This window comes from Synechocystis sp. PCC 7339 (assembly GCF_019924095.1).
GTDB lineage: Bacteria > Cyanobacteriota > Cyanobacteriia > Cyanobacteriales > Microcystaceae > Synechocystis.
In genome coordinates, this window is record NZ_CP063659.1 from 1,406,581 (window position 1) to 1,426,782 (window position 20,202).

The 20,202-nt window shown below is 48.5% G+C and carries 22 protein-coding genes and 1 riboswitch; of the genes, 13 read left to right on the forward strand and 9 right to left on the reverse strand.

Features of this window, described 5'->3' with window-relative positions; all coding sequences use genetic code 11:
- Positions 1 to 61 precede the first annotated feature (61 nt).
- The 6 genes from IQE94_RS06640 to IQE94_RS06665 all read right to left on the reverse strand — a co-directional run bounded on the left by IQE94_RS06640 (position 62) and on the right by IQE94_RS06665 (position 5,475).
- Positions 62 to 1,582, reverse strand: coding sequence for an AAA family ATPase (locus IQE94_RS06640; RefSeq protein WP_223342953.1), 1,521 nt, complete (start codon positions 1,580 to 1,582; stop codon positions 62 to 64).
- A gap of 150 nt (positions 1,583 to 1,732) precedes the next feature.
- Positions 1,733 to 1,942, reverse strand: a complete 210-nt coding sequence (locus tag IQE94_RS06645; protein ID WP_212716965.1) for a DUF2997 domain-containing protein — start codon at positions 1,940 to 1,942, stop codon at positions 1,733 to 1,735.
- Positions 1,943 to 1,952: 10 nt separating this feature from the next.
- Entirely contained in the window at positions 1,953 to 2,336 is a 384-nt protein-coding gene (locus tag IQE94_RS06650) for a DUF1257 domain-containing protein (protein ID WP_212716967.1), read from the reverse strand.
- Between the two features lie 4 nt (positions 2,337 to 2,340).
- On the reverse strand, positions 2,341 to 3,933 hold the full coding sequence (locus IQE94_RS06655) for an Hsp70 family protein (RefSeq protein ID WP_223342954.1): 1,593 nt from the start codon (positions 3,931 to 3,933) through the stop codon (positions 2,341 to 2,343).
- 3 nt (positions 3,934 to 3,936) lie between these two features.
- Positions 3,937 to 4,473 carry a nucleotide exchange factor GrpE gene (gene grpE / locus IQE94_RS06660; protein WP_212716971.1) on the reverse strand — a complete coding sequence of 179 codons (537 nt, stop codon included), beginning with the start codon at positions 4,471 to 4,473 and terminating at the stop codon, positions 3,937 to 3,939.
- Between the two features lie 90 nt (positions 4,474 to 4,563).
- Positions 4,564 to 5,475, reverse strand: coding sequence for a methylenetetrahydrofolate reductase (locus IQE94_RS06665; RefSeq protein WP_249213895.1), 912 nt, complete (start codon positions 5,473 to 5,475; stop codon positions 4,564 to 4,566).
- Between the two features lie 207 nt (positions 5,476 to 5,682).
- Between IQE94_RS06665 and IQE94_RS06670 the strand changes: the two genes are divergently transcribed.
- Positions 5,683 to 5,802 carry a photosystem II protein Y gene (locus tag IQE94_RS06670; protein ID WP_010872352.1) on the forward strand — a complete coding sequence of 40 codons (120 nt, stop codon included), beginning with the start codon at positions 5,683 to 5,685 and terminating at the stop codon, positions 5,800 to 5,802.
- On the opposite strand, the gene IQE94_RS06675 is transcribed toward IQE94_RS06670, so the two are convergent.
- The gene (locus IQE94_RS06675) at positions 5,785 to 5,961 is read right to left on the reverse strand and encodes a hypothetical protein (RefSeq protein WP_212716975.1); all 177 of its coding nucleotides are present in this window, start codon (positions 5,959 to 5,961) and stop codon (positions 5,785 to 5,787) included. The two genes, IQE94_RS06670 and IQE94_RS06675, sit on opposite strands and share 18 nt — an antisense overlap.
- A gap of 79 nt (positions 5,962 to 6,040) precedes the next feature.
- Here IQE94_RS06675 and IQE94_RS06680 point away from each other — a divergent pair, with 79 nt between their 5' ends.
- The 4 genes from IQE94_RS06680 to IQE94_RS06695 all read left to right on the forward strand — a co-directional run bounded on the left by IQE94_RS06680 (position 6,041) and on the right by IQE94_RS06695 (position 9,047).
- Positions 6,041 to 6,298, forward strand: coding sequence for a chlororespiratory reduction protein 7 (locus tag IQE94_RS06680; protein WP_212716977.1), 258 nt, complete (start codon positions 6,041 to 6,043; stop codon positions 6,296 to 6,298).
- A gap of 134 nt (positions 6,299 to 6,432) precedes the next feature.
- Entirely contained in the window at positions 6,433 to 8,358 is a 1,926-nt protein-coding gene (gyrB, locus tag IQE94_RS06685; protein ID WP_212716979.1) for a DNA topoisomerase (ATP-hydrolyzing) subunit B, read from the forward strand.
- A gap of 148 nt (positions 8,359 to 8,506) precedes the next feature.
- Complete coding sequence (locus IQE94_RS06690; RefSeq protein ID WP_223342955.1) at positions 8,507 to 8,785, forward strand: hypothetical protein; 279 nt, start codon at positions 8,507 to 8,509, stop codon at positions 8,783 to 8,785.
- 70 nt (positions 8,786 to 8,855) lie between these two features.
- The gene (locus IQE94_RS06695; RefSeq protein WP_223342956.1) at positions 8,856 to 9,047 is read left to right on the forward strand and encodes an HNH endonuclease; all 192 of its coding nucleotides are present in this window, start codon (positions 8,856 to 8,858) and stop codon (positions 9,045 to 9,047) included.
- A gap of 378 nt (positions 9,048 to 9,425) precedes the next feature.
- Here IQE94_RS06695 and ispG read toward each other — a convergent pair whose 3' ends face one another.
- The gene (gene ispG, locus IQE94_RS06700) at positions 9,426 to 10,637 is read right to left on the reverse strand and encodes a (E)-4-hydroxy-3-methylbut-2-enyl-diphosphate synthase (RefSeq protein WP_212716981.1); all 1,212 of its coding nucleotides are present in this window, start codon (positions 10,635 to 10,637) and stop codon (positions 9,426 to 9,428) included.
- 57 nt (positions 10,638 to 10,694) lie between these two features.
- Complete coding sequence (locus tag IQE94_RS06705; protein ID WP_223342957.1) at positions 10,695 to 11,294, reverse strand: HupE/UreJ family protein; 600 nt, start codon at positions 11,292 to 11,294, stop codon at positions 10,695 to 10,697.
- Positions 11,295 to 11,319: 25 nt separating this feature from the next.
- Positions 11,320 to 11,463: riboswitch (cobalamin riboswitch) on the reverse strand.
- A 172-nt stretch (positions 11,464 to 11,635) separates the two neighbouring features.
- Here IQE94_RS06705 and IQE94_RS06710 point away from each other — a divergent pair.
- The 8 genes from IQE94_RS06710 to IQE94_RS06745 all read left to right on the forward strand — a co-directional run bounded on the left by IQE94_RS06710 (position 11,636) and on the right by IQE94_RS06745 (position 20,102).
- Positions 11,636 to 12,922 carry a pitrilysin family protein gene (locus tag IQE94_RS06710; RefSeq protein ID WP_212716983.1) on the forward strand — a complete coding sequence of 429 codons (1,287 nt, stop codon included), beginning with the start codon at positions 11,636 to 11,638 and terminating at the stop codon, positions 12,920 to 12,922.
- A gap of 18 nt (positions 12,923 to 12,940) precedes the next feature.
- Positions 12,941 to 14,248 (forward strand): pitrilysin family protein, encoded by a 1,308-nt coding sequence (locus IQE94_RS06715; RefSeq protein ID WP_212716985.1) that lies wholly within the window; start codon positions 12,941 to 12,943, stop codon positions 14,246 to 14,248.
- Between the two features lie 184 nt (positions 14,249 to 14,432).
- The gene (murD, locus tag IQE94_RS06720) at positions 14,433 to 15,791 is read left to right on the forward strand and encodes a UDP-N-acetylmuramoyl-L-alanine--D-glutamate ligase (protein ID WP_212716987.1); all 1,359 of its coding nucleotides are present in this window, start codon (positions 14,433 to 14,435) and stop codon (positions 15,789 to 15,791) included.
- A 158-nt stretch (positions 15,792 to 15,949) separates the two neighbouring features.
- Positions 15,950 to 16,570 (forward strand): 7-carboxy-7-deazaguanine synthase QueE, encoded by a 621-nt coding sequence (locus IQE94_RS06725; RefSeq protein ID WP_223342958.1) that lies wholly within the window; start codon positions 15,950 to 15,952, stop codon positions 16,568 to 16,570.
- A 388-nt stretch (positions 16,571 to 16,958) separates the two neighbouring features.
- A complete protein-coding gene (locus IQE94_RS06730) occupies positions 16,959 to 17,915 on the forward strand; it encodes an RNA polymerase sigma factor, RpoD/SigA family (RefSeq protein ID WP_194013520.1) in 957 nt (318 codons plus the stop codon).
- A 159-nt stretch (positions 17,916 to 18,074) separates the two neighbouring features.
- Entirely contained in the window at positions 18,075 to 18,662 is a 588-nt protein-coding gene (locus IQE94_RS06735; RefSeq protein ID WP_212716991.1) for a DUF1997 domain-containing protein, read from the forward strand.
- A gap of 53 nt (positions 18,663 to 18,715) precedes the next feature.
- The gene (sfsA, locus tag IQE94_RS06740; RefSeq protein WP_212716993.1) at positions 18,716 to 19,429 is read left to right on the forward strand and encodes a DNA/RNA nuclease SfsA; all 714 of its coding nucleotides are present in this window, start codon (positions 18,716 to 18,718) and stop codon (positions 19,427 to 19,429) included.
- A 58-nt stretch (positions 19,430 to 19,487) separates the two neighbouring features.
- Positions 19,488 to 20,102, forward strand: a complete 615-nt coding sequence (locus IQE94_RS06745) for a DUF3782 domain-containing protein (protein WP_223342959.1) — start codon at positions 19,488 to 19,490, stop codon at positions 20,100 to 20,102.
- Positions 20,103 to 20,202 lie beyond the last annotated feature (100 nt).

Consider the following 20,202-nt stretch of genomic DNA (forward strand, 5'->3'; position numbering starts at 1 on the left):
TTAGGAAAATTAAACATCCACATCCTAAGCAGCCAAAAATAACTTCCATTACATTACCTGTCTAAATTTCTAACTGTAAAGGAACAAAAGCCTGTTCTGCTTGGTGAATTTCTTCAAAGGAAGCAGACTGGGCTCGACCTTCCCGGAGCCAATCCCGCAGATTACCAATGACTTCTTTTTGGGAAACGGATAGGGGAACTTGGCGTTTCAGCGCCGTCAAAATATCTGTTGTTGTCACTTCCCGCCCTTGGTTAAAGCCTACGTACATTCCATCAATAATTGCCTGTTCAATTTCTGCCCCCACATAGCCCTCCGAAGCCATGGCTAAATTAACAATATCTAATTCCTGGGGAAAGCGGTTGCGTTTGCGGAGATGGACAGTGATAATTTCCTGGCGCTCTGCCAAAGTGGGCAAATCCAAAAAGAAAATTTCATCAAACCGTCCTTTTCGGAGTAATTCCGGCGGCAACTGGGAAATATTATTGGCGGTGGCTACCACAAAACAAGGGGCAGTTTTTTCCTGCATCCAAGTCAGAATGGTGCCAAATACTCTGGTGCTCACTCCCCCATCTAGACCACCAGAGCTAAAAGCCTTTTCCAACTCATCAATCCAGAGAATACAAGGGGCTACCGTTTCTGCTAGCTCCAATGCCTTGCGGGTTCTTGCTTCCGATTCCCCCACCAAAGAGCCAAATAAAGCTCTGATATCAAGACGCAATAGGGGTAAACGCCATAGCCCCCCAATCATCTTGGCCGTTAAACTTTTCCCCGTGCCGGGAATCCCAATCAAAGCAATGCCCTTGGGGGCCAGAAGTCCATAATCCTGGGCCTCTTGGGTAAAAGCTCGTTCCCGTAAGCGTAACCAATCCTTGAGCAAACCTAGGCCCCCCACATCAGACGGGGTTTCCTGTACCGAGAAAAACTCCAATGCCTGACTTTCGTTGATGATTTGCTTCTTCTCCGCCATCACCAGGTCAATGTCCCGTTCATCAAGCACCCCATTACTGACGATCGCCTTAGCAAAGACCCGTTGGGATTGGGAAGCTGTTAAACCAAGGGCCGCTTTGACTAACTTCTCCCGCCCCAGTTTGGTCAAATTCACTTTCACCCCCGGAGTTTTAGCCAAATTTTCTAGTACCAGATCCAACTCCGGTTCCTTGGGCAAAGGAAACTCAATGATCACCGCCTCATTCTTCAGTTCTGCTGGTAATTGTCCTGTGGGGCAAGTAATTACCATGGACTTTTTGGTGAACTTTAACCGTTGGGCAACACTGCGTAACTTGCGCTTAAATTGGGCATTGCCCCAACAATCATGGAAATCTTTGAGTACAAATAAAGCGTTGGTTTCCACCTTATCAATTTGATCGAGGGCGGTGAGAGGATCTTTGGCCGCCGGTAAAGAAGACTTTTGTTGGGTCAAAGATTGGAACCCATCCGCCACATCCCAGGTAATGCAAGGCCTCTGACTATGTTCACAGACGTCCTTTACAGTTTGCAGGGCCCTTTCTTCCTCCGAAGTGATTAGCACAATCAAAGTAAAACGGGAGCGCAGATAAATATCGAGTTCCTTGGCAAAGGCCATGGCTAGGAAAAATGTTCAGGTCAGTGCTCTGCATTGCACCCTAGTAATTTATCCTTAGTACGAATTTTTTAGATTGCCTTAAGATTTATTTTATTTGTCAAGGCCGATTCCATAGACATATCCCAAGAACGGATTTTGAAGGCCTTTCCCTCAACCCCATTGCCATTCCTGCTCCTGTTGCGACTCCTGTTGTTCTACTTGATGAGCTTCACTGGTCAATTCCCTTTTGATTACTTCTCCCCCCAGTATTGCCTCCAACTCCTGGGTCAAATCCAGACAACCCATGCCCTTCACACCATTTATATCTAGGATTACTTCGCCATTCTTGTCGATGAATACATTAATTTCTTGTAGTTCCATGGTGTTCTCCCTAAACAACACGACGGAGGACAAGGTGAATACGGCCAGTTTCCTCCACCTCTTCACTGACAAGGGAAAAGCCCTGTTCCGCTAATTTGGCCGTGGCGGCATGGTAAGCATAGCGTTGATTAAGGGACTCAACAAAAGTCTGCTGATTAATTTCCCTAATTCCCCACCAATCCGCCACCATCTCGTAGCCCTCACCATTTTTGCGAAAGCCAATGTCATAGCTGGCATTTTGGGTCAGTACTTTTATCTCAGCCGTGGTTTTATTACCTTGATAACCATCAATTTGCAGATTGCCTTCTTGGTAGCTATGCCCCAAATCATCTAGGGCTTGTTTGAGATAGGTTTTCTCCACAATTTTGGTTTTGAGGGTGGTGAAATGGGACATGGGTTTAGCTTAATTTAACAACTGGATAATTTTGATGGGTCAGCTTATTAGCCTTGAGATCCCGGGCCGTCATCAGCAATCTTTTGTTGGCATCAATGGCAAATTCCACCCGAAAACAAGCATCTCCCTTCTGGACAGGGGGAGTAGGTTCCAGAAAAGTAGGACTGTTTTCATTCATCCAAAAATAATTGCGTTCCTGTGCCGTTTCCGGCGAAAGATTACTCAGGCGGGCGGCCCCAGAGGGGTCAAAGACCAATTCCACATTCGTCTGCTCAGAGCGGCGGTAGGGGGTTCCCACTTCAAAAATAGCCAGTCCTAATTGGTTTTGTTCATCATAGGAAGCTTTAATAGTTAAGCTTGCTAAAGGTTTTTCACTGGGATAGGCTGTTCCCCTACTTACCAAAGGACGGTAATCAAATTCCCCTGTTTGGCCATTGCGGAAACGAATGGCATAGTCGTGCTGGATATGGTCAAAGAAATCTACCCCAGCCACAAAGGCGGCGGCTCCCCGAGCAACGGCATCCAGGGGACGATGGAGCAACACTCTATCTTTACCAAAAATACGTTTGACAGTACGTTGAATAACTGGAATTTGGCTACTGCCCCCCACCATCAGCACCGCTTTAATCTGGTCTTCTGTATAACCCCTTTCCCTGGCATCATTGAGGGCCCGTCGTAGGGTCTGGTCAAGCAAAGAAAGGGCCTCCTTCTCATCAAGGAGTTCTTCAAACTGACTGCGACTAAATTCCGCATCCACAACGGCCCCGGTATTAGGATTAAAAATAGAAATGTCCGCCCGCTCTTCCTTGTAGAGGTTAATCTTCGCCTGTTCACATTCCACTAGAATGGCTTGACTGATAGAGCGAATAGTATCATCAGCATCGCTATAACCGCTTTGGCGGAGCACTTCTTGAAAAAGCCATTGGTCAATGGTGGTGCCCCCCAGGTCTAGGCCAGCTTTCCCCAATATGCGGCAACGGCGACTACTACCCGTATCATCTTCATCAATTAGTACTACCGCCACATCCAGGGTTCCCCCGCCAAAATCAAAAATGAGATAAACATCATTGGGCTGAATGTGGGCCCCATAACCGAGGGCGGCAGCGGAAGGCTCATCAATTAAACGAATCCGGGCCATGCCAGACTCTTGGGCCACGTCTGTCAACCAACTCTCATAATGTTCATAGGCTTCCACCGGGACAGTAAAAGCAACCTCGGCAGTGGGGTCTAAATTTAGGTCATTGGCGGCAAACAGCAAAATAGTGGAAAGAAAATCTTTACCCGCTTCAAAGTGAGAAATGTACCTTTCCCCCAAACGACGTTTGATTTGGTTTCGATTACCGATGTAATGTTTCATCCACCGGAAAGTGCGTTCACTTTTCTGAAGACTATTGGTAATGACTTGATGCCCAATCCATTGCCGTCTGTCCTGGGTGTAGTGAATTAGGGAGGGGATAATTGAAACAGTTTCCAAGCCTTGCCGTTGCAAATAGCCGTAATCCGTCAAATGAAAGGGAATACCGCTAGCCGTGGCTTCATCCCAGCGGGCCAGCACAGTATTCGAGGTGCCAAAGTCAATAGCAAGTTTTCCCGGCATAGTTTAGGCAGTGGGTTCAACGAGGGCCTTTTTGAGCAGTTTTTGCTGATAGGCCAGGGCCGGCATTTTTACAATAACGGGGGTACCGAGCGGAATTTCCATGGTACTGCTGAGGGGCTGATGATAGTTGAGATCAAAAGGAACGGTTTCACCAACAGGGACAACAATGCTTAAGCCCTGGGTTTCTAGGGTACTGACAAGGCGTTTAGTCACTGTCAAAATATCCTGCGGTTGAACCACTGTGCCTTCTTGTTCCACTAGGTAAGTTTGGGTCAACAGTTGACTAATGGGGGAAGCTAATTGACTCAGCATATTTTCGATTTCCCCCTGGCGGGCTGTTTTCAAGCGGCTATCTTCCTTTTGCCTTTGTTGCTCCAGGTCTTGTTTGAGGGCGGTAATGGTTTTGTCCCGTTCCGCTAGTTCCAACCGTAAGCTCTGAAGTTCGGCGGAGTATTTGAGATCATCGGGGTCTACTGGAGCCGTAGCTAGATTGGAAGGAGGATGCGGTGGCTGGAATAGAGTTTTTAGCCAGGTAAGCATATGGTAAATTCCCGGAAGAGAGCAACTTTAGTTCACGCACTGAACATTTATAAGCTAGTTATCGACTATGGCAAGGTCTCTACCCATCCTTCAGGATTGGGGATTAATGCTCTTTAGGGGGGCAATGCCAGCCTGGTCGAGGATTTCGGGAATTAATTCCTCTTTTTTAATTGCCATTAAATGGACTCCCTGGCATAGTTCTTGAGCTAGTTTTACCTGTTCGGCGGCGATCGCCACCCCTTCCTTTAACGGATCTTCGGCCCGGGCCAGGCGATCAATTAAAGAATCGGGAATATTTACCCCCGGCACCACTCGCTTAATAAAAGCCGCATTTTTAGCTGATTTGAAAAGAAATATGCCCGCCAAAATTGGTTTGCCACATCCCACAGCCACCTGGGTCATAAATTTATCCAGGCGATCAAAATCCGTGATCAACTGACTTTGGAAAAACTGGGCCCCGGCTACGAGCTTTTTTTCAAACCGACTTTGCAAACCGGACCAACTCTTTGACTGGGGATCCACTGCCGCTCCAGGAAATAAATCTAGCCTGCCATCCACCAAGGGAGCTTGGTTGAAATCTAGCCCCTGGTTGAGGGAACGGATTAAACCCAACAGCCGCACCGATTCCAAATCGTAGACGGCCCTAGCTTTGGTATGGTCTCCTGCTTTGAGCGGATCGCCGGTCAAAGCTAAAACATTGCGTAAACCGAGGGCATAGGACCCCATCAAATCCGCCTGCAAACCAATTAAATTGCGATCCCGGCAGGTCATCTGACAAATGGCTTCAATACCCCGTTGTTGCAACAACACACAGGCTGCAATGGAGGACATACGCAACACCGCTCGACTGCCATCGGTGACATTTACCCCATGAACCCTGCCCCGCAACTTTGCCGCCACCGCCAACATCCGCTCTGGATTGCCGCCTTTAGGGGGGGTAACTTCTGCGGTAATTAAAAATTCCTTTGCTTCGGCCGCCTGACGAAACCGGCTAATGGTCATTACATCCAATGGTGACAACGGTGGTTTGAGTTCCGAGCGGTGACTTCCTCTCTGACAGGAGATCTTAACAGAATTTTTCCGGTTTACTGGTTGGGGCCATTGCCCCCGACCCTCGGCCATGTTTCCCTTCCCAAGGGATCAGCATTAGGATGTAAGATTGAAAGTGTTCAAAAAATTTATATTCTTTTAACAAAACGAGGTACAGCAATGGATTGGCGTGTAATTGTAGTTGTTAGCCCCCTTCTGATCGCCGCAACTTGGGCCGCTATCAATATTGGGGCCGCCGCGATCCGGCAGTTACAGGACGTTTTAGGTCGCGAAGCCTAGGCCACAACGTCTCGGCGATCGCCGATGAATCGAGAAAGTATTGTGCAATGGCCCTTCCTGGCTCTGGGCCGGGGGGGCTACTCTTTTCGGGGTTACCTGGTTACTGCAAAGTTTTTCCACCGCAGAAGTTTCTAGAGAAATTTTAGATTGGTGCCCCATCAGGAAACGCAGAAAACCAAATCCCCACTTGATTAGCCAGTGTCAACCTCCACCTCAACAACAGTTTTTAGCAATTGCCATGGTCGATCCACTGATGTACCAAGAAGAAATGTTTGTGTTCTTGGCGGACCAGGAACCAGAAACATTCCTAACTCCGGCGGAAATGACTGCTAAGTTGACGGAGATTTTGGCTGAATACGATCTTCCCCTCCCCCAAGGGCTGGATAAATTGGCCACTTTGGCGGCAAAAGCGGAACATTTACGGGACAACTACTGCGACCTCGACCGGGGGGATGGCGGTACTTGGCAATGGTATGTGGTACGCCTGGAAAAATAGCTTGATCGATCCCATCTCCAAATCAGTTCTCAGTCCCCGATATTAAAGCCTTTAACCCTTTTGTGCTAAGATTTTGAGGGCTTTTGCCATCCCACAGCAAAGATGCCTAAGCTCAGCCTGATTTTGGAGTGACCATGACGACCACGAACTACGGTGCCGATCAAATTCAAGTCTTGGAAGGGTTGGAACCAGTCCGTAAGCGCCCAGGGATGTATATTGGCTCCACGGGGCCCAAGGGTCTGCATCACCTAGTGTATGAAGTGGTTGACAATGCCATTGATGAGGCTTTGGCCGGCTATTGTACCCATATTGAAATTGACATTAATGCCGATGGTTCCGTCACCGTAGTGGACAATGGCCGGGGCATTCCCACGGATATTCACCCCACCACCGGGCGGTCGGCCTTGGAAACGGTATTGACGGTGCTCCATGCTGGAGGAAAGTTTGGGGGCGGTGGCTATAAGGTATCCGGTGGTTTACACGGGGTCGGGGTTTCCGTTGTTAATGCCCTGTCTGAGTGGGTGGAAGTGAAGGTTTGGCGCCAGGGGAAGGAACATTTCCAGCGCTTTGAGCGGGGCAATCCCATTGGCATACTGGAAGCTATCCCCAATGAGAAGCATTCCACCGGCACCCAGGTTTCTTTTTTGCCGGACACCCAAATTTTTAAGGATGGCATCGAGTTTGACTACCACATCCTAGCCAGTCGTCTCAAGGAGTTGGCCTACCTCAATGCTGGGGTGCGTATTACCTTTGGCGATCGCCGGGTGGATTCCCTCAAAGAGGAGCAGTTTTATTATGAAGGGGGCATTAGGGAATATGTCACCTACATGACCACAGACAAAACCCCGCTCCACGACGAAATTATCTACACTTCCGGAGAAAAGAATGACGTTCAGGTGGAAGTGGCTCTGCAATGGTGTGTGGATGCCTACAGTGATACTCTGCTAGGGTTTGCCAACAATATCCGCACCATTGATGGGGGTACTCATTTAGAAGGTCTGAAAGCGGTTTTAACTCGTACCCTCAATTCCGTTGCCCGTAAACGCAATAAATTGAAGGAAGGGGATAGTAATTTAGGCGGGGAAAATATTCGGGAAGGCCTGACCGGTGTTATTTCCGTTAAAGTGCCCGATCCAGAATTTGAAGGACAAACCAAAACTAAATTAGGTAACACGGAAGTCCGGGGTATTGTTGACACCCTAGTGGGGGAAGCTCTAACGGAGTTTTTGGAATTTAATCCTGGGGTTGCCGACTCCATTATAGAAAAAGCAGTACAGGCCTTTAAAGCGGCGGAAGCGGCGCGTCGCGCCAGGGAATTAGTACGCCGTAAATCAGTTTTAGAGTCTTCAACTTTACCAGGCAAACTAGCAGATTGTAGCTCCAAAGATCCCTCGGAATCGGAAATTTTTATCGTCGAGGGCGATAGTGCCGGCGGAAGTGCAAAGCAAGGAAGAGATCGCCGTTTTCAAGCAATTCTGCCTTTGCGAGGCAAGATTTTAAATATTGAAAAAACTGACGATGCCAAGATTTATAAAAACACTGAAATTCAAGCCTTAATTACAGCCTTGGGTCTGGGCATTAAAGGGGATGATTTTGATATAGCTTCTCTGCGCTATCATAGGGTCGTCATAATGACTGACGCTGATGTCGATGGGGCGCACATACGCACTCTTTTGTTGACTTTCTTTTACCGTTATCAGCGGGATTTAGTAGACCAAGGTTACATCTATATCGCCTGTCCACCGTTGTACAAACTGGAGCGGGGTAAAAACCACTTCTACTGTTATTCTGACCGGGAATTGCAGGGGCAAATTAGTCAATTTCCTCCCAATGCTAATTACACTATCCAGCGGTTTAAAGGTTTAGGGGAAATGATGCCCCAACAACTTTGGGATACCACAATGAATCCAGAAAGTCGCACCATGAAGCGGGTTCACATTGAGGATGCCGCTGAAGCCGATCGCATTTTTACGGTGTTGATGGGTGATCGGGTTGCTCCCCGGCGGGAATTCATTGAAACCTATGGCACTAAGTTAGATCTGACCGATTTGGATATCTAACCCTTTTTTCCAAGGACTTTAGGCATAGTTTCGGCGCTGTGCCTAGGGTCAGGGGTATTTCATTAACGAACAGAAAAAAGCAAGGTCGACATTGGCGATCACCAAAAGTGTCTATGGTTGATTTACCATCATCCAGTGAAGGTTAAGCATGCAAATTACCCTAGACATCCCCGACGACATTGCTCAACAGCTTCAACCCCTCCAGGGAGAATTGCCACAAATATTGGCTCTCGGCATACAACAACTAAACGCTAATCCCAACACAGGCTTGTCTGGACTTACTGAAGTTCTCGAATTTTTGGCCCAACTCCCCAGTCCTCAACAAATACTTGATCTACATCTTTCTCCCACCCTGCAGGCCGAGATCGAAACTCTTCTAGAGAAAAATCGCACCCAAGGTCTAGATCCTAAAGAGCAACGCCTTTAGCAACAATACGAATTTATGGAACATCTTGTGCGACTGGCAAAAACCCAAGCCCTACTGAAACTCCGGACTGATGAGTAAAAGCTATATTTCCCCATCCCTACGGCGTATTGTTGGCGATCGGGCTAACGATTGCTGTGAATATTGCCTCATCCCTGAAGCTCTATTGCTGTCTTCCCATCATGTTGATCATATCATTGCCGAAAAACATGGCGGCCACAGTACCCTTGAAAACCTAGCCCTTGCTGTGCCCTCTGTAACCTAGCCAAAAGCAGTGACATCGCTTCTATCGACCCCCATATAGGGGAAACCGTTAGACTCTACAATCCAAGAAAAGATATCTGGACAGACCACTTCACCCTTGAATCTGTAAGCGGACTCATTCAACCCAAAACGACGATTGGGCTAGCAACCGCCAACCTGTTCCGTATCAATTCGGTTAGAAAACCTTACTGTCCGCTAAATCTTGGCAAAAATAGGGTAAATATGACTCAAAAGAAGTGGACATTCCAGATTGAAACTTTTCATCGGCTATTTCCTTTCCTCCCGAAAATCACTAATTAATACCTAATAACCAAAATCAAGAATAGACCCGCTGGCGAGCCTTGCTTAATTTTTTGTTTGGGAAGTTTCGGAGATTATTTTAAGGATCAACCCAACGGTCATCGGCCTTGATCAGGTTGATTAATTCCTGTACTCCGTCGGCTTCCGGCACCCGTTTAATTTCCTCTCGACCACGGTAGAGAGCAATGTAACCAGCTTGTTTACCCACATAGCCATAGTCGGCATCGGCCATTTCCCCAGGACCGTTAACAATGCATCCCATGACGGCAATGTCCAACCCTGTGAGGTGCTTGGTGGCTTCCCGTACCTCGTGCAACACATCTTCTAAATTGAACAGGGTGCGCCCACAGGAAGGACAGGCCACATATTCCACCATGGTTTTTCGTAAACCCAAAGCCTGGAGAATGCTGTAACAAACGGGAATTTCTTTTTCGGGGGCTTCAGTGAGGGAAACTCGGATGGTGTCGCCAATGCCATCGGCTAACAGGGTAGCAATACCAGCGGTGGATTTAATCCGGCCATATTCCCCATCCCCAGCTTCGGTGACTCCCAAATGGAGGGGATAATCCATCCCCAATTCATCCATGCGCTTGACCATGAGACGATAGGCCGCCAACATCACCGGCACCCGGGAAGCTTTCATGGAAATGACCAGATTACGGAAATCTAAGGATTCACAAATTTTGATAAATTCTAGGGCCGATTGCACCATGCCCTCTGGAGTATCCCCATAGGTAAAGAGCATCCTCTCCGAAAGGGAACCATGATTAACGCCAATGCGCATGGATTTCCCCTGATCCCGTAGGGAAACCACTAGGGGCTCCAATGTTTCGCGAATTTTGTCACCAATGTCAGCAAATTCTTGGTCGCTGTAGCCTTCCCGTTGGGCATCGGGCTTTTCAAAAACGTATAAGCCTGGGTTAATACGCACCTTATCGACGTGTTTGGCCACTTCTAGGGCAATTTTCATGCCGTTGTGGTGTACGTCCGCCACCAGGGGCACTCTTTGATAGGTACTCTCGAGCTTTTGTTTAATATCTGCTAGGGCTTTGGCGTGGGCCATGCTGGGCACCGTTACCCGGACAATTTCACAACCAATTTCATGGAGGCGACGAATACCGGCCACGGAACCATCCACATCCAGGGTGTCTTCATTGATCATGGATTGCACCACCACGGGATGACCGCCGCCAATGGTAACTGGCCCCACGGGCACAGGACGGGTTTTGCGGCGATGGATGGTGGTGTCGAACTCGGGCTGGACAGGGGTCGGCAGGGAAACGGTTACCATGGGAAAGTTTAGTTTTTAGCAAAAAACTGTAGGCAACCTAAATTATCCCACAACCAATTACCCCAACAAGGCGCCGGAGGTGAAGGCTAGTCCTACCCCTGCTAGCAGAAAGCCAATAAATCTCAGATTGAGCAAGGCTTCTTGGTTTTCATACCAGCCCTTGGCCAAAGTGTAGGCTCCCATGGCGATCGCCAGTTGAGTGAGAGAAAAACCGAACAGGTAAGCCGCAATGGGATTCATTTGCGCCCCCACAATAGCTTCTCCGTAGGCATAACCATGGAACGCACCGGCTATGGCGGCTAAAACCATTACCACGGGGGATGATAGGGGACGACCGATCGCCAAGAGTAGGCCAAATAGGAGGACGGAACCGGCAATAACCAATTCTGGTTGGGGAAGATCGGTGCCAATTAAATGCAGCCTTGTGCCGGCGATCGCCGTGGTGATAAAAATGAGGGGCATCAGCCAACCATGGCGCAATCCAGCGGCAATGAGGCCCACGGCAATGACAAAGGCAAGATGGTCTAAGCCGATGACGGGGTGCCCTAATCCAGAAAGAAAACCTTCGAAGAAATTATCCGGCGTAGTCCCCCCAAAGGGATGATGCGCTATTATCCGGGGGGAAGTCAGTAAATTAGATAAACCTGTAACATTCACAATCTGTACCTCGCAGATTTGATTAAAAGAAGGGGTAATGGTTGGCGGGCATCCTGACTTAGGGCGACTGGGCCCATCACAGTTGCGGGACAGTATTGGCTTTGCACCAGCTTTTCCCCGTTACCTCCACTGGCTGTTATCCGCTGGAACCAACTGAACTCAGTTCCCAACCCTAGCACGGATTTTCCTCGCTTTTTTAGGATGATTTGATTGGTCTTTATAAACTAAAGAACGATATCCTACTCCACTAATTGGTGTCCTTGTCACGAAAATTCTACAAATTAGGGCGGTTAACCAACGGTTAAGGCGGCGATCACCTAGGATAGAAGTCATAGACCCCAATGGATATGAGCCTTGTGTCTGTGCAACCATGCCCAACCAAACCAAACTTTCCGGCCAAAATTTTCACCTTTGACCGGGGGTTGACCCTGATTCACCAGGACTTGCCCTCCGTTCCCGTGGCGGTGGTGGATGTGTGGGTGCGAGCCGGGGCGATCGCCGAGCCGGATGCTTGGCCTGGGGTAGCCCATTTATTAGAACACATGATTTTCAAGGGGACTAAACGGGTCCCACCGGGGGCCTTCGACCAGGTAATTGAATACAATGGGGGCATGGCCAACGCCGCCACTAGCCATGATTATGCCCATTTTTACCTCACCACTGCGGCGGATTATTTGCCCAGAACGTTGCCCTACCTAGCGGAAATTCTTTTGCAGGCAGAGGTGCCAGAAGAATGTCTCTTTTATGAGCGGGAAGTGGTGCTAGAGGAAATTCGTGGCAGTGAAGATGACCCTGATTGGCTTGGATTTCAAGCTCTCTGTCAACTACTCCATCCCCGCCATGCCTATGGCCGCTCCGTGCTGGGGGACGCCATTGCCGTACAAAACTATACTGCCAATCAGTTGCGTTGTTTCCACCGCACCCATTACCAGCCGGAAAATATTACTGTGGTGATGGTGGGGGATATCCGAGAGCAAGCGGCGATCGCCTACATTGAAGATGTTTTTGGCCATTTTTGCGTACGCTCAGAATGTCCCCCCACAACCCCATCGGCAAATCACCCAATCCAGACCGTTAAACGGGAAACCCTCCGCATACCAGAATTGGGGCCCAGTCGTTTGACCATGGGTTGGAATGGCCCAGGCATTGACCGCCTCCAGGACAATATTGGTTTGGATTTATTGGCCATGGTGTTGGCCGGTAGTCATTGCGCCCGGTTGGTGCAACGCCTACGGGAAGAACTGGGGCTGGTGTTTGACATCCAGAGTTGTTTTTCCCTGCAAAAAGAGGCCAGTTTATTCACCATCAATGCCTATCTGACCTCAGCCCAGGCAGAAACGGTGGAAAGGGAGATTTGTGCCGCTATCCAGGTTCTACAAACCACCCCCATTAGTGCTAGGGAATTGGCCAGGGCCCAACGTTTACTCTGTAATGAGTTTATTTTTTCCACCGAAACTCCTGCCCAACTAGCCGGCCTTTACGGTTATTACCAAACCTTGGCCACCGCTGAGTTGGCGATCGCCTATCCCCGGATCGTCGGTCAGTATCGGCCCGAGGCCCTACAAACCTTAGCCCAGCGTTACCTATCCACCGAGGCCTATGCCTTGGTACTCCTAGAAGCGGCCTAATCCTAGCCTTGGCAATCTATGCGCAATCATCAGTCCATCCATCGTCTCATTCTCGACAACGGCATCACCCTCATCTGTACAGAAAATCCCGCCGCAGACTTAGTGGCAGGAAGGATTTTTCTCAAGCAAGCAGGGGCCTGTTGGGACTCTCCCCAAAAAGTGGGGCTTTCCCATCTCATGGCCACAGTGATCACGAAGGGCACTAAAAGGCGCTCGGCTTTGGCCATTGCTGAATTTGTGGAATGCCTGGGGGCCCACCTCGGGGCTGATGCGGCCAGCGATTATTGGGCTTTGAGTTTAAAAACTGTCACCGCTGATTTTCCGGTCATCCTCAATTTAGCGGCGGAAATTTTGCGTTATCCCACCTTTGACGTGGGGGAAATTGAACTGGAAAAACGCCTAATTGTCCAGGCAATTCAGTCCCAGCGGGAACAACCCTTCAACGTCGCTTTCCACCAACTACGCCAATCCATGTATCCCAACCACCCCTATGGTTACTCCATTTTGGGTAGTGAGGAAGTGGTGCCCCATTTTACGGCCCAGGATCTGTGGGAATATCATCAAGCCTATTTTCGCCCCGACAATTTGGTGATCAGCTTGGCGGGACGGTTAACTCAAGCCCAGGCCAGGGATTGGGTAGAAACTAGCTTTGGGGATTGGGCTATTCCCGAGCAATCGATCTTTTGCCCGATTCTAACGCCGCTAAATGTTTCCCCCCAGGAACATCTCACCCCCCAGGCGACCCAGCAATCAGTAGTACTTCTGGGTTATCTAGGGGTCGGCGTTAAGCATGAAGACTATGCACCGCTAAAATTACTCAGCACTTACCTAGGCAATGGTCTCTCTAGTCGTTTATTTGTGGAACTGAGGGAAAAACGGGGTTTAGCCTACGATGTTTCGGCCTTTTACCCTACCCGGTTAGGGTCTTCCCAATTTGTCACCTATATGGGCACTGCCCCGGAAAATACGGCGATCGCCATTGCCGGCCTGCGAGCGGAAACGGAGCGATTATGTGCCCAGGCGTTGGAGGAAGAGGAAATCACAGCGGCCAAAAACAAACTGTTAGGCCAGTATGCCCTGGGGAAACAAACCAATGGAGAAATAGCCCATCTATTTGGCTGGTATGAAACCCTCGGTTTAGGTTTGGGTTTTGACAGCGAATTTCAAGAATACGTTAAAGCTGTGACAGCGACAGATGCCCAACGGGTGGCCCAAACCTATTTGGCGGAACCCTACCTTTCCGTGGTGGGGCCGGAGGAAGGTTTAGCGAGATATTTAGGCTGGACTTCAGAAACAGAAAGCCAAAACTCGGCTGCCCTGGTATAAAGCTGAACCAAAGTTAAAATCAGCTTAAAATACCCCAAAATCATTTAAATTTCCCTACGGAATAGTCTGGGTTGGTTGGCGACAATCCCCCTCAAAGCTACAATGGTGCGACATCGATGCCAGCGGGATTCCTTTTGGACCCGTCACCCCCATTCGTTAGTTTTCCACAGTAAAGTCAAATTATATGCCCCAGGCTTGTGTAATTGGGTTAGGACGTTCCGGTATTGCCGCAGCTCGAGTTTTGCATCGGGATGGCTGGGAAGTAACGGTATTCGACCAGGCGGATAGTGAAAAACTGCGGGCCATGGGACAAACCCTAATCCAGGAGGGCATTAGTCTAAAGTTAGGTGATCGCCTGGAGCCAACCATGACGACTTGGCCCGAACGCATTGTGGTTAGCCCCGGGGTAACTTGGGACATGCTTCTGTTGGTGGCCGCCCGGCAAAAAGGGGTGGAGGTGATGGGAGAATTGGAACTAGCTTGGCAGTATCTCCACGCCGTGCCCTGGTTGGGGATCACGGGCACCAATGGTAAAACCACCACCACATCCTTGGTTCATGCCATTTTCCAAAAAGCGGGTCTAAGGGCACCAGCCTGCGGCAACATTGGCTATGCGGCCTGTGAGTTGGTGCTACAAAATCAAAACTACGATTGGATTGTGGCCGAGATCAGTAGTTACCAAATTGAATCTTCCCCCACCCTAGCGCCCCAAATTGGTCTCTGGACCACCTTTACCCCCGATCACCTCAACCGCCACAAAACCTTAGAAAATTATTTCAACATCAAAGCTAGTTTGCTTTCTCGGTCTACCATTCAGGTGCTCAACGGTGATGATCCCCACCTCTATGGCCATGGCCCCGGTTTATATCCCCAAGCCCATTGGATCAGTACCCAGGGAGCTAATCATCTGGCCGGTCTTTGTGACCCCAAACAGGGGGTTTACCTGCAGGACAATTGGGTCAATGCCTTTGGGGAATTGATTGCCCCGATTAATTTATTCAAAATGCCTGGGCAACATAACCAACAAAATTTGCTAATGGCGATCGCCGCTGCTCGCTTAGCTGGCATAGACAAAAAAGCAATTACAGAAACCCTGTTAAGTTTCACCGGAGTGGCCCACCGCTTAGAACCCATTTGCACCGTCAATGGAGTGCAATTTATCAATGACAGTAAGGCAACTAACTATGACGCGGCGGAAGTGGGCCTATCTTCCATGAAAGGCCCCACCATTCTGATTGCCGGAGGGGAAGCCAAAGAAGGGGACGACCAGGCTTGGTTAGCCCAAATTAAACAAAAAGCAGTGGCAGTACTGCTGATTGGGGATACAGCCCCCAACTTTGCCGCCCGACTCAAGGCAGTGGGCTATGGAAATTATGAAATAGTGGAAACCATGGGCAATGCTGTTCAGCGGGGATTGGAATTGGCGGGCACCAATGGGGCCACTGCAGTGTTGCTCTCGCCAGCCTGTGCCAGTTTCGACCAATATAATAGCTTTGAAGAACGAGGAGAAGATTTCCGTGCCTGTTGTTTGGCGTTGGTTTAGTAGTTTGGTAACTGTTGGTTAATTGTCGGCTGACCCAATCTTTCCCCTAAATCTCTTCACTCAAACTGGGGCAAACGCTGGACTGGGGTGAAAACAATCCTCCACCGTGGGAAATTGGGGAATTTTAGTGAAAAGTTAGTTTTGAAGCGATGTAAAGTATGAGCCCTATCTCTGGATCGTTAAGTGTGACCTATCCTATTGCGGAAACTTTCCATTCCCTACAGGGAGAGGGGGCTTGGGCTGGAGCTAATGCTTTTTTTATTCGCCTTGGGGGTTGCGATGTTCATTGCCCTTGGTGTGACCAAAAGGAAACCTGGCCTACCCAACATCATCCCCGAAAAACTGTGACAGAACTGGTGCAACAGGCGGTTACAGCTAAACCTAGCTTTGTGGTGATTACGGGGGGAGAACCCCTCATACATAACCTCCAATCCCTATGCCAAGCCCTGAAAAACCAAGGTTTACGTCTCCATTTGGAAACTTCTGGCGCTTATCCACTAACGGGTCAATTTGACTGGATTACCCTATCCCCCAAACCCTATAAACTACCCCAGGCAGAAATTTACTCCCTAGCCAACGAATTAAAAGTGATTATTAGCCAGGAGGAAGATTTTAGCTGGGCGGAAATGGCCGCAACCAAGGTCAAGGTAGATATCCCCCTCTATCTCCAGGCTGAATGGGGCACCGAAACGGCTAATGAAAGAATTTTTGACTATATTCTCTCCCACCCCCAATGGCGCTTGAGCATGCAAACCCATAAATATTTGGGCTTGCGCTAGTCTGAGGTTATTTGGCGGCCTTATTTTCAGTAATTGTGAAGTTCTCTCATAATTAAGCTTAAAAACTTCTAAACCCAGATTAATCAAGCTTTCCGAGGCAGATTTTCCTGTTTTGATTGCTTCCTGATCCCTGGCGATCGCCCTTGATTGAGTATACACTTCACAAAAAACTTTACAAAACTTAAAGAATTGTTTAGTATTATTAGTGGATTGATCCCAGTCATTCCCTCCATAAATCTTCAGTTTCCAATTTGGCCCAAACGCCCCCATCGGACAGGCATTATCCGTCATTTACTTAGCCCAGTCCGTCTCGGATATTACTAACGTGGCGTTCCCTGGGTTTATTGGTCTACCACTGCGATTCTCCCACTGCAATCCTTAATCCAAGATGACTGCCAGAACCAGCCCCGATTCCGTCCGTGCCTATCTCAGAGAAATTGGTCGTGTGCCCCTGCTCACCCATGAAGAAGAGATTGTTTACGCTAAGCAAATTCAACAGGTTGTTAGTCTCAACGAAATCAAGAAGTCTTTAGCCGAAGGCAAGGATGGCGAGCCAGTTTCCCCCAGCGAGTGGGCCAAGGCTGCCGATTTGTCCATTCAAGAATTAGAGAAAACGATCAAAGAAGGGGAAAGGGCCAAGCGCAAAATGGTGGAGGCTAATCTCCGACTGGTAGTATCCGTCGCCAAAAAATATCTCAAGCGCAATCTAGATTTACTCGACCTCATCCAGGAAGGCACCATTGGTATGCAACGGGGGGTGGAAAAATTTGACCCTACCAAAGGCTATCGATTCTCTACCTATGCCTATTGGTGGATCCGCCAGGCCATTACCCGGGCGATCGCCGAGAAGAGCCGCACTATTCGTCTACCGATCCACATTACGGAAAAGTTAAACAAAATTAAAAAAGCCCAACGTCAACTTTCCCAGGAAAAAGGCCGGGCCGCTTCCATTGCGGAATTGGCGGAACATTTAGAGTTAACGCCCAAACAAGTACGGGAATATTTGGAACGCTCCCGCCATCCCCTTTCCTTGGATCTAAGGGTAGGGGACAATCAAGATACGGAGTTGGGGGATTTGTTGGAAGATGACGGTCCTTTGCCGGAGGATTTTGCCACCTATGCCTCCCTACAGTTGGATCTCGATAGCCTGATGGCGGAATTAACGCCCCAACAACGGGAAGTTTTAATTCTTCGCTTTGGTCTTAATGATGGCCAACCCCTCACCCTGGCAAGCATCGGCTCCATGCTAAGCATCAGTCGGGAACGGGTACGGCAGATTGAACGGGAAGCCTTGAATAAATTGCGCAAACGCAAGTCCATGATCCAAGAATACTTAGCTAGCTAAAGAAAAGCTAACTTTCATTACATTTCTTCTGGTTTTCCCCAGATCGATGCCCTAAAAACCGTATAATCCCTACCAGCATTTTTAAGAAATGTAAAAAATTTTAACAATTGTCCTTTTCAGCAAACCTCACCCTCGGAATAAAAGAGATAACAATAAACTATGCGAGTCACCTTTGCCGCCACCGAACAGTTACAACTTCAGCAGTCTGACCCCCTGCCCAGTTTGCAACACTATCTGCGTCAACCTCAACGCCTCGTTCAGACGATCGCCGACCCGAAATTGATGGAAGTGTTACCAGGCGATCGGTTTAGATTGAAAATGCGGCCGCTCAACTTTTTAGATATTTATCATTTTCAACCCACAGTTGTGCTTAAAGTGTGGTCCAATGCCACCGGCACGGTATTTTTAGAATCGGAAAGTTGTGAAATCCGGGGCATTGACTACATTAATCATCGCTTTAGTTTGCAATTAAAAGGTCGTTTGGCTCCCTATCGCCAAGATGGCCATACCCTCCTTCAGGGCAAAGCGGATTTGCAGGTGGGTGTAGATTTACCCCAGGCGCTGTGGTTGACCCCAAAACCTTTGCTAGAAATGGCGGCTAATGGTCTATTGCGGGGAGTTTTAGCCCGCATCAAACAACGACTCCAAGGACAACTATTGGCAGACTATCAACAGTGGTTGGCCCAGCAAAATGGTAGCTTAGTAATCCAGGCTTCTCCCGCCGCTGAAGCTTTGGAACCAATTTAGTTGGAAAACTTTTTGCAGACGATCTCATAACTGGGCGTAATTAAACAAAATTAATGGACTTTTTCTATCCCTATCCGCCCTTAATTGCCGGCATTTTGGTAAAACGTTACAAGCGTTTTTTGGCTGATGTGGAGTTGGATAACGGTGAGATAGTTACAGCCCATTGTCCTAACACTGGACCGATGACAGGGGTGTGCCAAGTTGGAGCGAAAGTTTATCTCTCTAAGAGTGATAATCCCCAACGTAAATTGGCCTATACCTGGGAAATCATCGAAATTGATGGTACCTGGGTTGGGGTAAATACCGGTTTACCTAATCGGGTCATCAAGCAAGCTTTCGCTGATAAAATTTTTCCCAATTTAACAAATAGCTACGATGCCTTTAAACCCGAAGTTGCCTATGGTAAGGATAAAAAAAGTCGCATTGACTTTTTGCTTACTAAGCCAGAACAAAAATCTATTTATGTAGAAGTAAAAAATACCACCCTAGCCCAAGAAAAATTGGCTCTATTTCCCGATACAGAAACCACTAGGGGGCAAAAACATCTCCAGGAGTTGATAGATATTCTCCCCACCGCCCGGGCGGTGATGCTTTACTTTATCAATCGGGGGGATTGTACTCATTTCTCCCCTGGGGATGCCTACGATCGCCGTTATGGGGAACTATTCCGTCAGGCGATCGCCGCTGGGGTGGAGGTGATGCCCTGCCGCTTTGAGGTCAGTCCAGAGGGGGTCAAGTTTTTAGGCATGGCGGAGTTGATGGCTTGACGATTTGTTCGGAGGGTTAAAATAGACTATCTCCCTAGTTTTAGTCCCTCCTACTACCATGGCCACCACTGCCGATGACGTCTGGCAAATATTAGCTGAACTTGCCGCCTCCCAAAAACAGACCCAGCAAAATTTGCGTGAGACCGAGCGCCTCTTTAAGGAACAAGGCCAAGAGCTTGATCGCCGCTTTCAAGAGACAGAACGCCGTTTCCAAGAGACAGAGCGTTACATCAAACGAGTTAGCAAGAATGTGGGTAAACTCAGTAATCGGTTAGGGGAATTTGTGGAATGGCAAGTTAGACCCGCTGTAGTGGGCCTGTTTCAGGATAGAGGCATTGACGTCCATGAATTTCATCCTGGCGTATCGGTACAACGGGAAGATGGAGGATTAGAAATTGACCTGTTAGTAGTCAATGAAACCCAAGCCATTTTAATTGAAGTAAAAAGTAAGTTAACGGAAAAGGATGTGGATGAGCATCTGGAGCGATTGGGTAAATTCAAACAGTTTATGCCCCGTTACCGCGATGTCAAAGCTTTAGGCGCAGTGGCCGCCATGGTGTTAAGTCAAGAGGTGGTTAACTATGCCTATGGTAAAGGCCTGTTTGTGTTAGCTCCGTCGGGGGACACATTGGTAATTTTAAATGATGCCAATTTTCAGCCTAACTATTGGTAGATTAGGGAACAATATTAATGTTAAAATTCCCCTCTTATTTCCTTAATTTTGGTGATAAATCAGAGAAAAAAATTTGCTATTTGCAGAGCTTTAGTGAACA

Excerpts from the sequence above, each read along its gene's own strand:
- IQE94_RS06735 (WP_212716991.1), top strand. The coding sequence starts at position 18,075 with ATGCGAGTCACCTTTGCCGCCACCGAACAGTTACAACTTCAGCAGTCT.
- IQE94_RS06665 (WP_249213895.1), bottom strand. The coding sequence starts at position 5,475 with ATGACCATTAGCCGGTTTCGTCAGGCGGCCGAAGCAAAGGAATTTTTA.
- sfsA (WP_212716993.1), top strand. The coding sequence starts at position 18,716 with ATGGACTTTTTCTATCCCTATCCGCCCTTAATTGCCGGCATTTTGGTA.
- IQE94_RS06650 (WP_212716967.1), bottom strand. The coding sequence starts at position 2,336 with ATGTCCCATTTCACCACCCTCAAAACCAAAATTGTGGAGAAAACCTAT.
- gyrB (WP_212716979.1), top strand. The coding sequence starts at position 6,433 with ATGACGACCACGAACTACGGTGCCGATCAAATTCAAGTCTTGGAAGGG.
- IQE94_RS06715 (WP_212716985.1), top strand. The coding sequence starts at position 12,941 with ATGCGCAATCATCAGTCCATCCATCGTCTCATTCTCGACAACGGCATC.
- IQE94_RS06695 (WP_223342956.1), top strand. The coding sequence starts at position 8,856 with ATGAGTAAAAGCTATATTTCCCCATCCCTACGGCGTATTGTTGGCGAT.
- IQE94_RS06645 (WP_212716965.1), bottom strand. The coding sequence starts at position 1,942 with ATGGAACTACAAGAAATTAATGTATTCATCGACAAGAATGGCGAAGTA.
- IQE94_RS06640 (WP_223342953.1), bottom strand. The coding sequence starts at position 1,582 with ATGGCCTTTGCCAAGGAACTCGATATTTATCTGCGCTCCCGTTTTACT.
- IQE94_RS06675 (WP_212716975.1), bottom strand. The coding sequence starts at position 5,961 with ATGGGGCACCAATCTAAAATTTCTCTAGAAACTTCTGCGGTGGAAAAA.
- IQE94_RS06670 (WP_010872352.1), top strand. The coding sequence starts at position 5,683 with ATGGATTGGCGTGTAATTGTAGTTGTTAGCCCCCTTCTGATCGCCGCA.
- IQE94_RS06725 (WP_223342958.1), top strand. The coding sequence starts at position 15,950 with ATGAGCCCTATCTCTGGATCGTTAAGTGTGACCTATCCTATTGCGGAA.
- IQE94_RS06680 (WP_212716977.1), top strand. The coding sequence starts at position 6,041 with ATGGTCGATCCACTGATGTACCAAGAAGAAATGTTTGTGTTCTTGGCG.
- IQE94_RS06745 (WP_223342959.1), top strand. The coding sequence starts at position 19,488 with ATGGCCACCACTGCCGATGACGTCTGGCAAATATTAGCTGAACTTGCC.
- murD (WP_212716987.1), top strand. The coding sequence starts at position 14,433 with ATGCCCCAGGCTTGTGTAATTGGGTTAGGACGTTCCGGTATTGCCGCA.
- IQE94_RS06730 (WP_194013520.1), top strand. The coding sequence starts at position 16,959 with ATGACTGCCAGAACCAGCCCCGATTCCGTCCGTGCCTATCTCAGAGAA.
- ispG (WP_212716981.1), bottom strand. The coding sequence starts at position 10,637 with ATGGTAACCGTTTCCCTGCCGACCCCTGTCCAGCCCGAGTTCGACACC.
- grpE (WP_212716971.1), bottom strand. The coding sequence starts at position 4,473 with ATGCTTACCTGGCTAAAAACTCTATTCCAGCCACCGCATCCTCCTTCC.
- IQE94_RS06690 (WP_223342955.1), top strand. The coding sequence starts at position 8,507 with ATGCAAATTACCCTAGACATCCCCGACGACATTGCTCAACAGCTTCAA.
- IQE94_RS06655 (WP_223342954.1), bottom strand. The coding sequence starts at position 3,933 with ATGCCGGGAAAACTTGCTATTGACTTTGGCACCTCGAATACTGTGCTG.
- IQE94_RS06710 (WP_212716983.1), top strand. The coding sequence starts at position 11,636 with ATGGATATGAGCCTTGTGTCTGTGCAACCATGCCCAACCAAACCAAAC.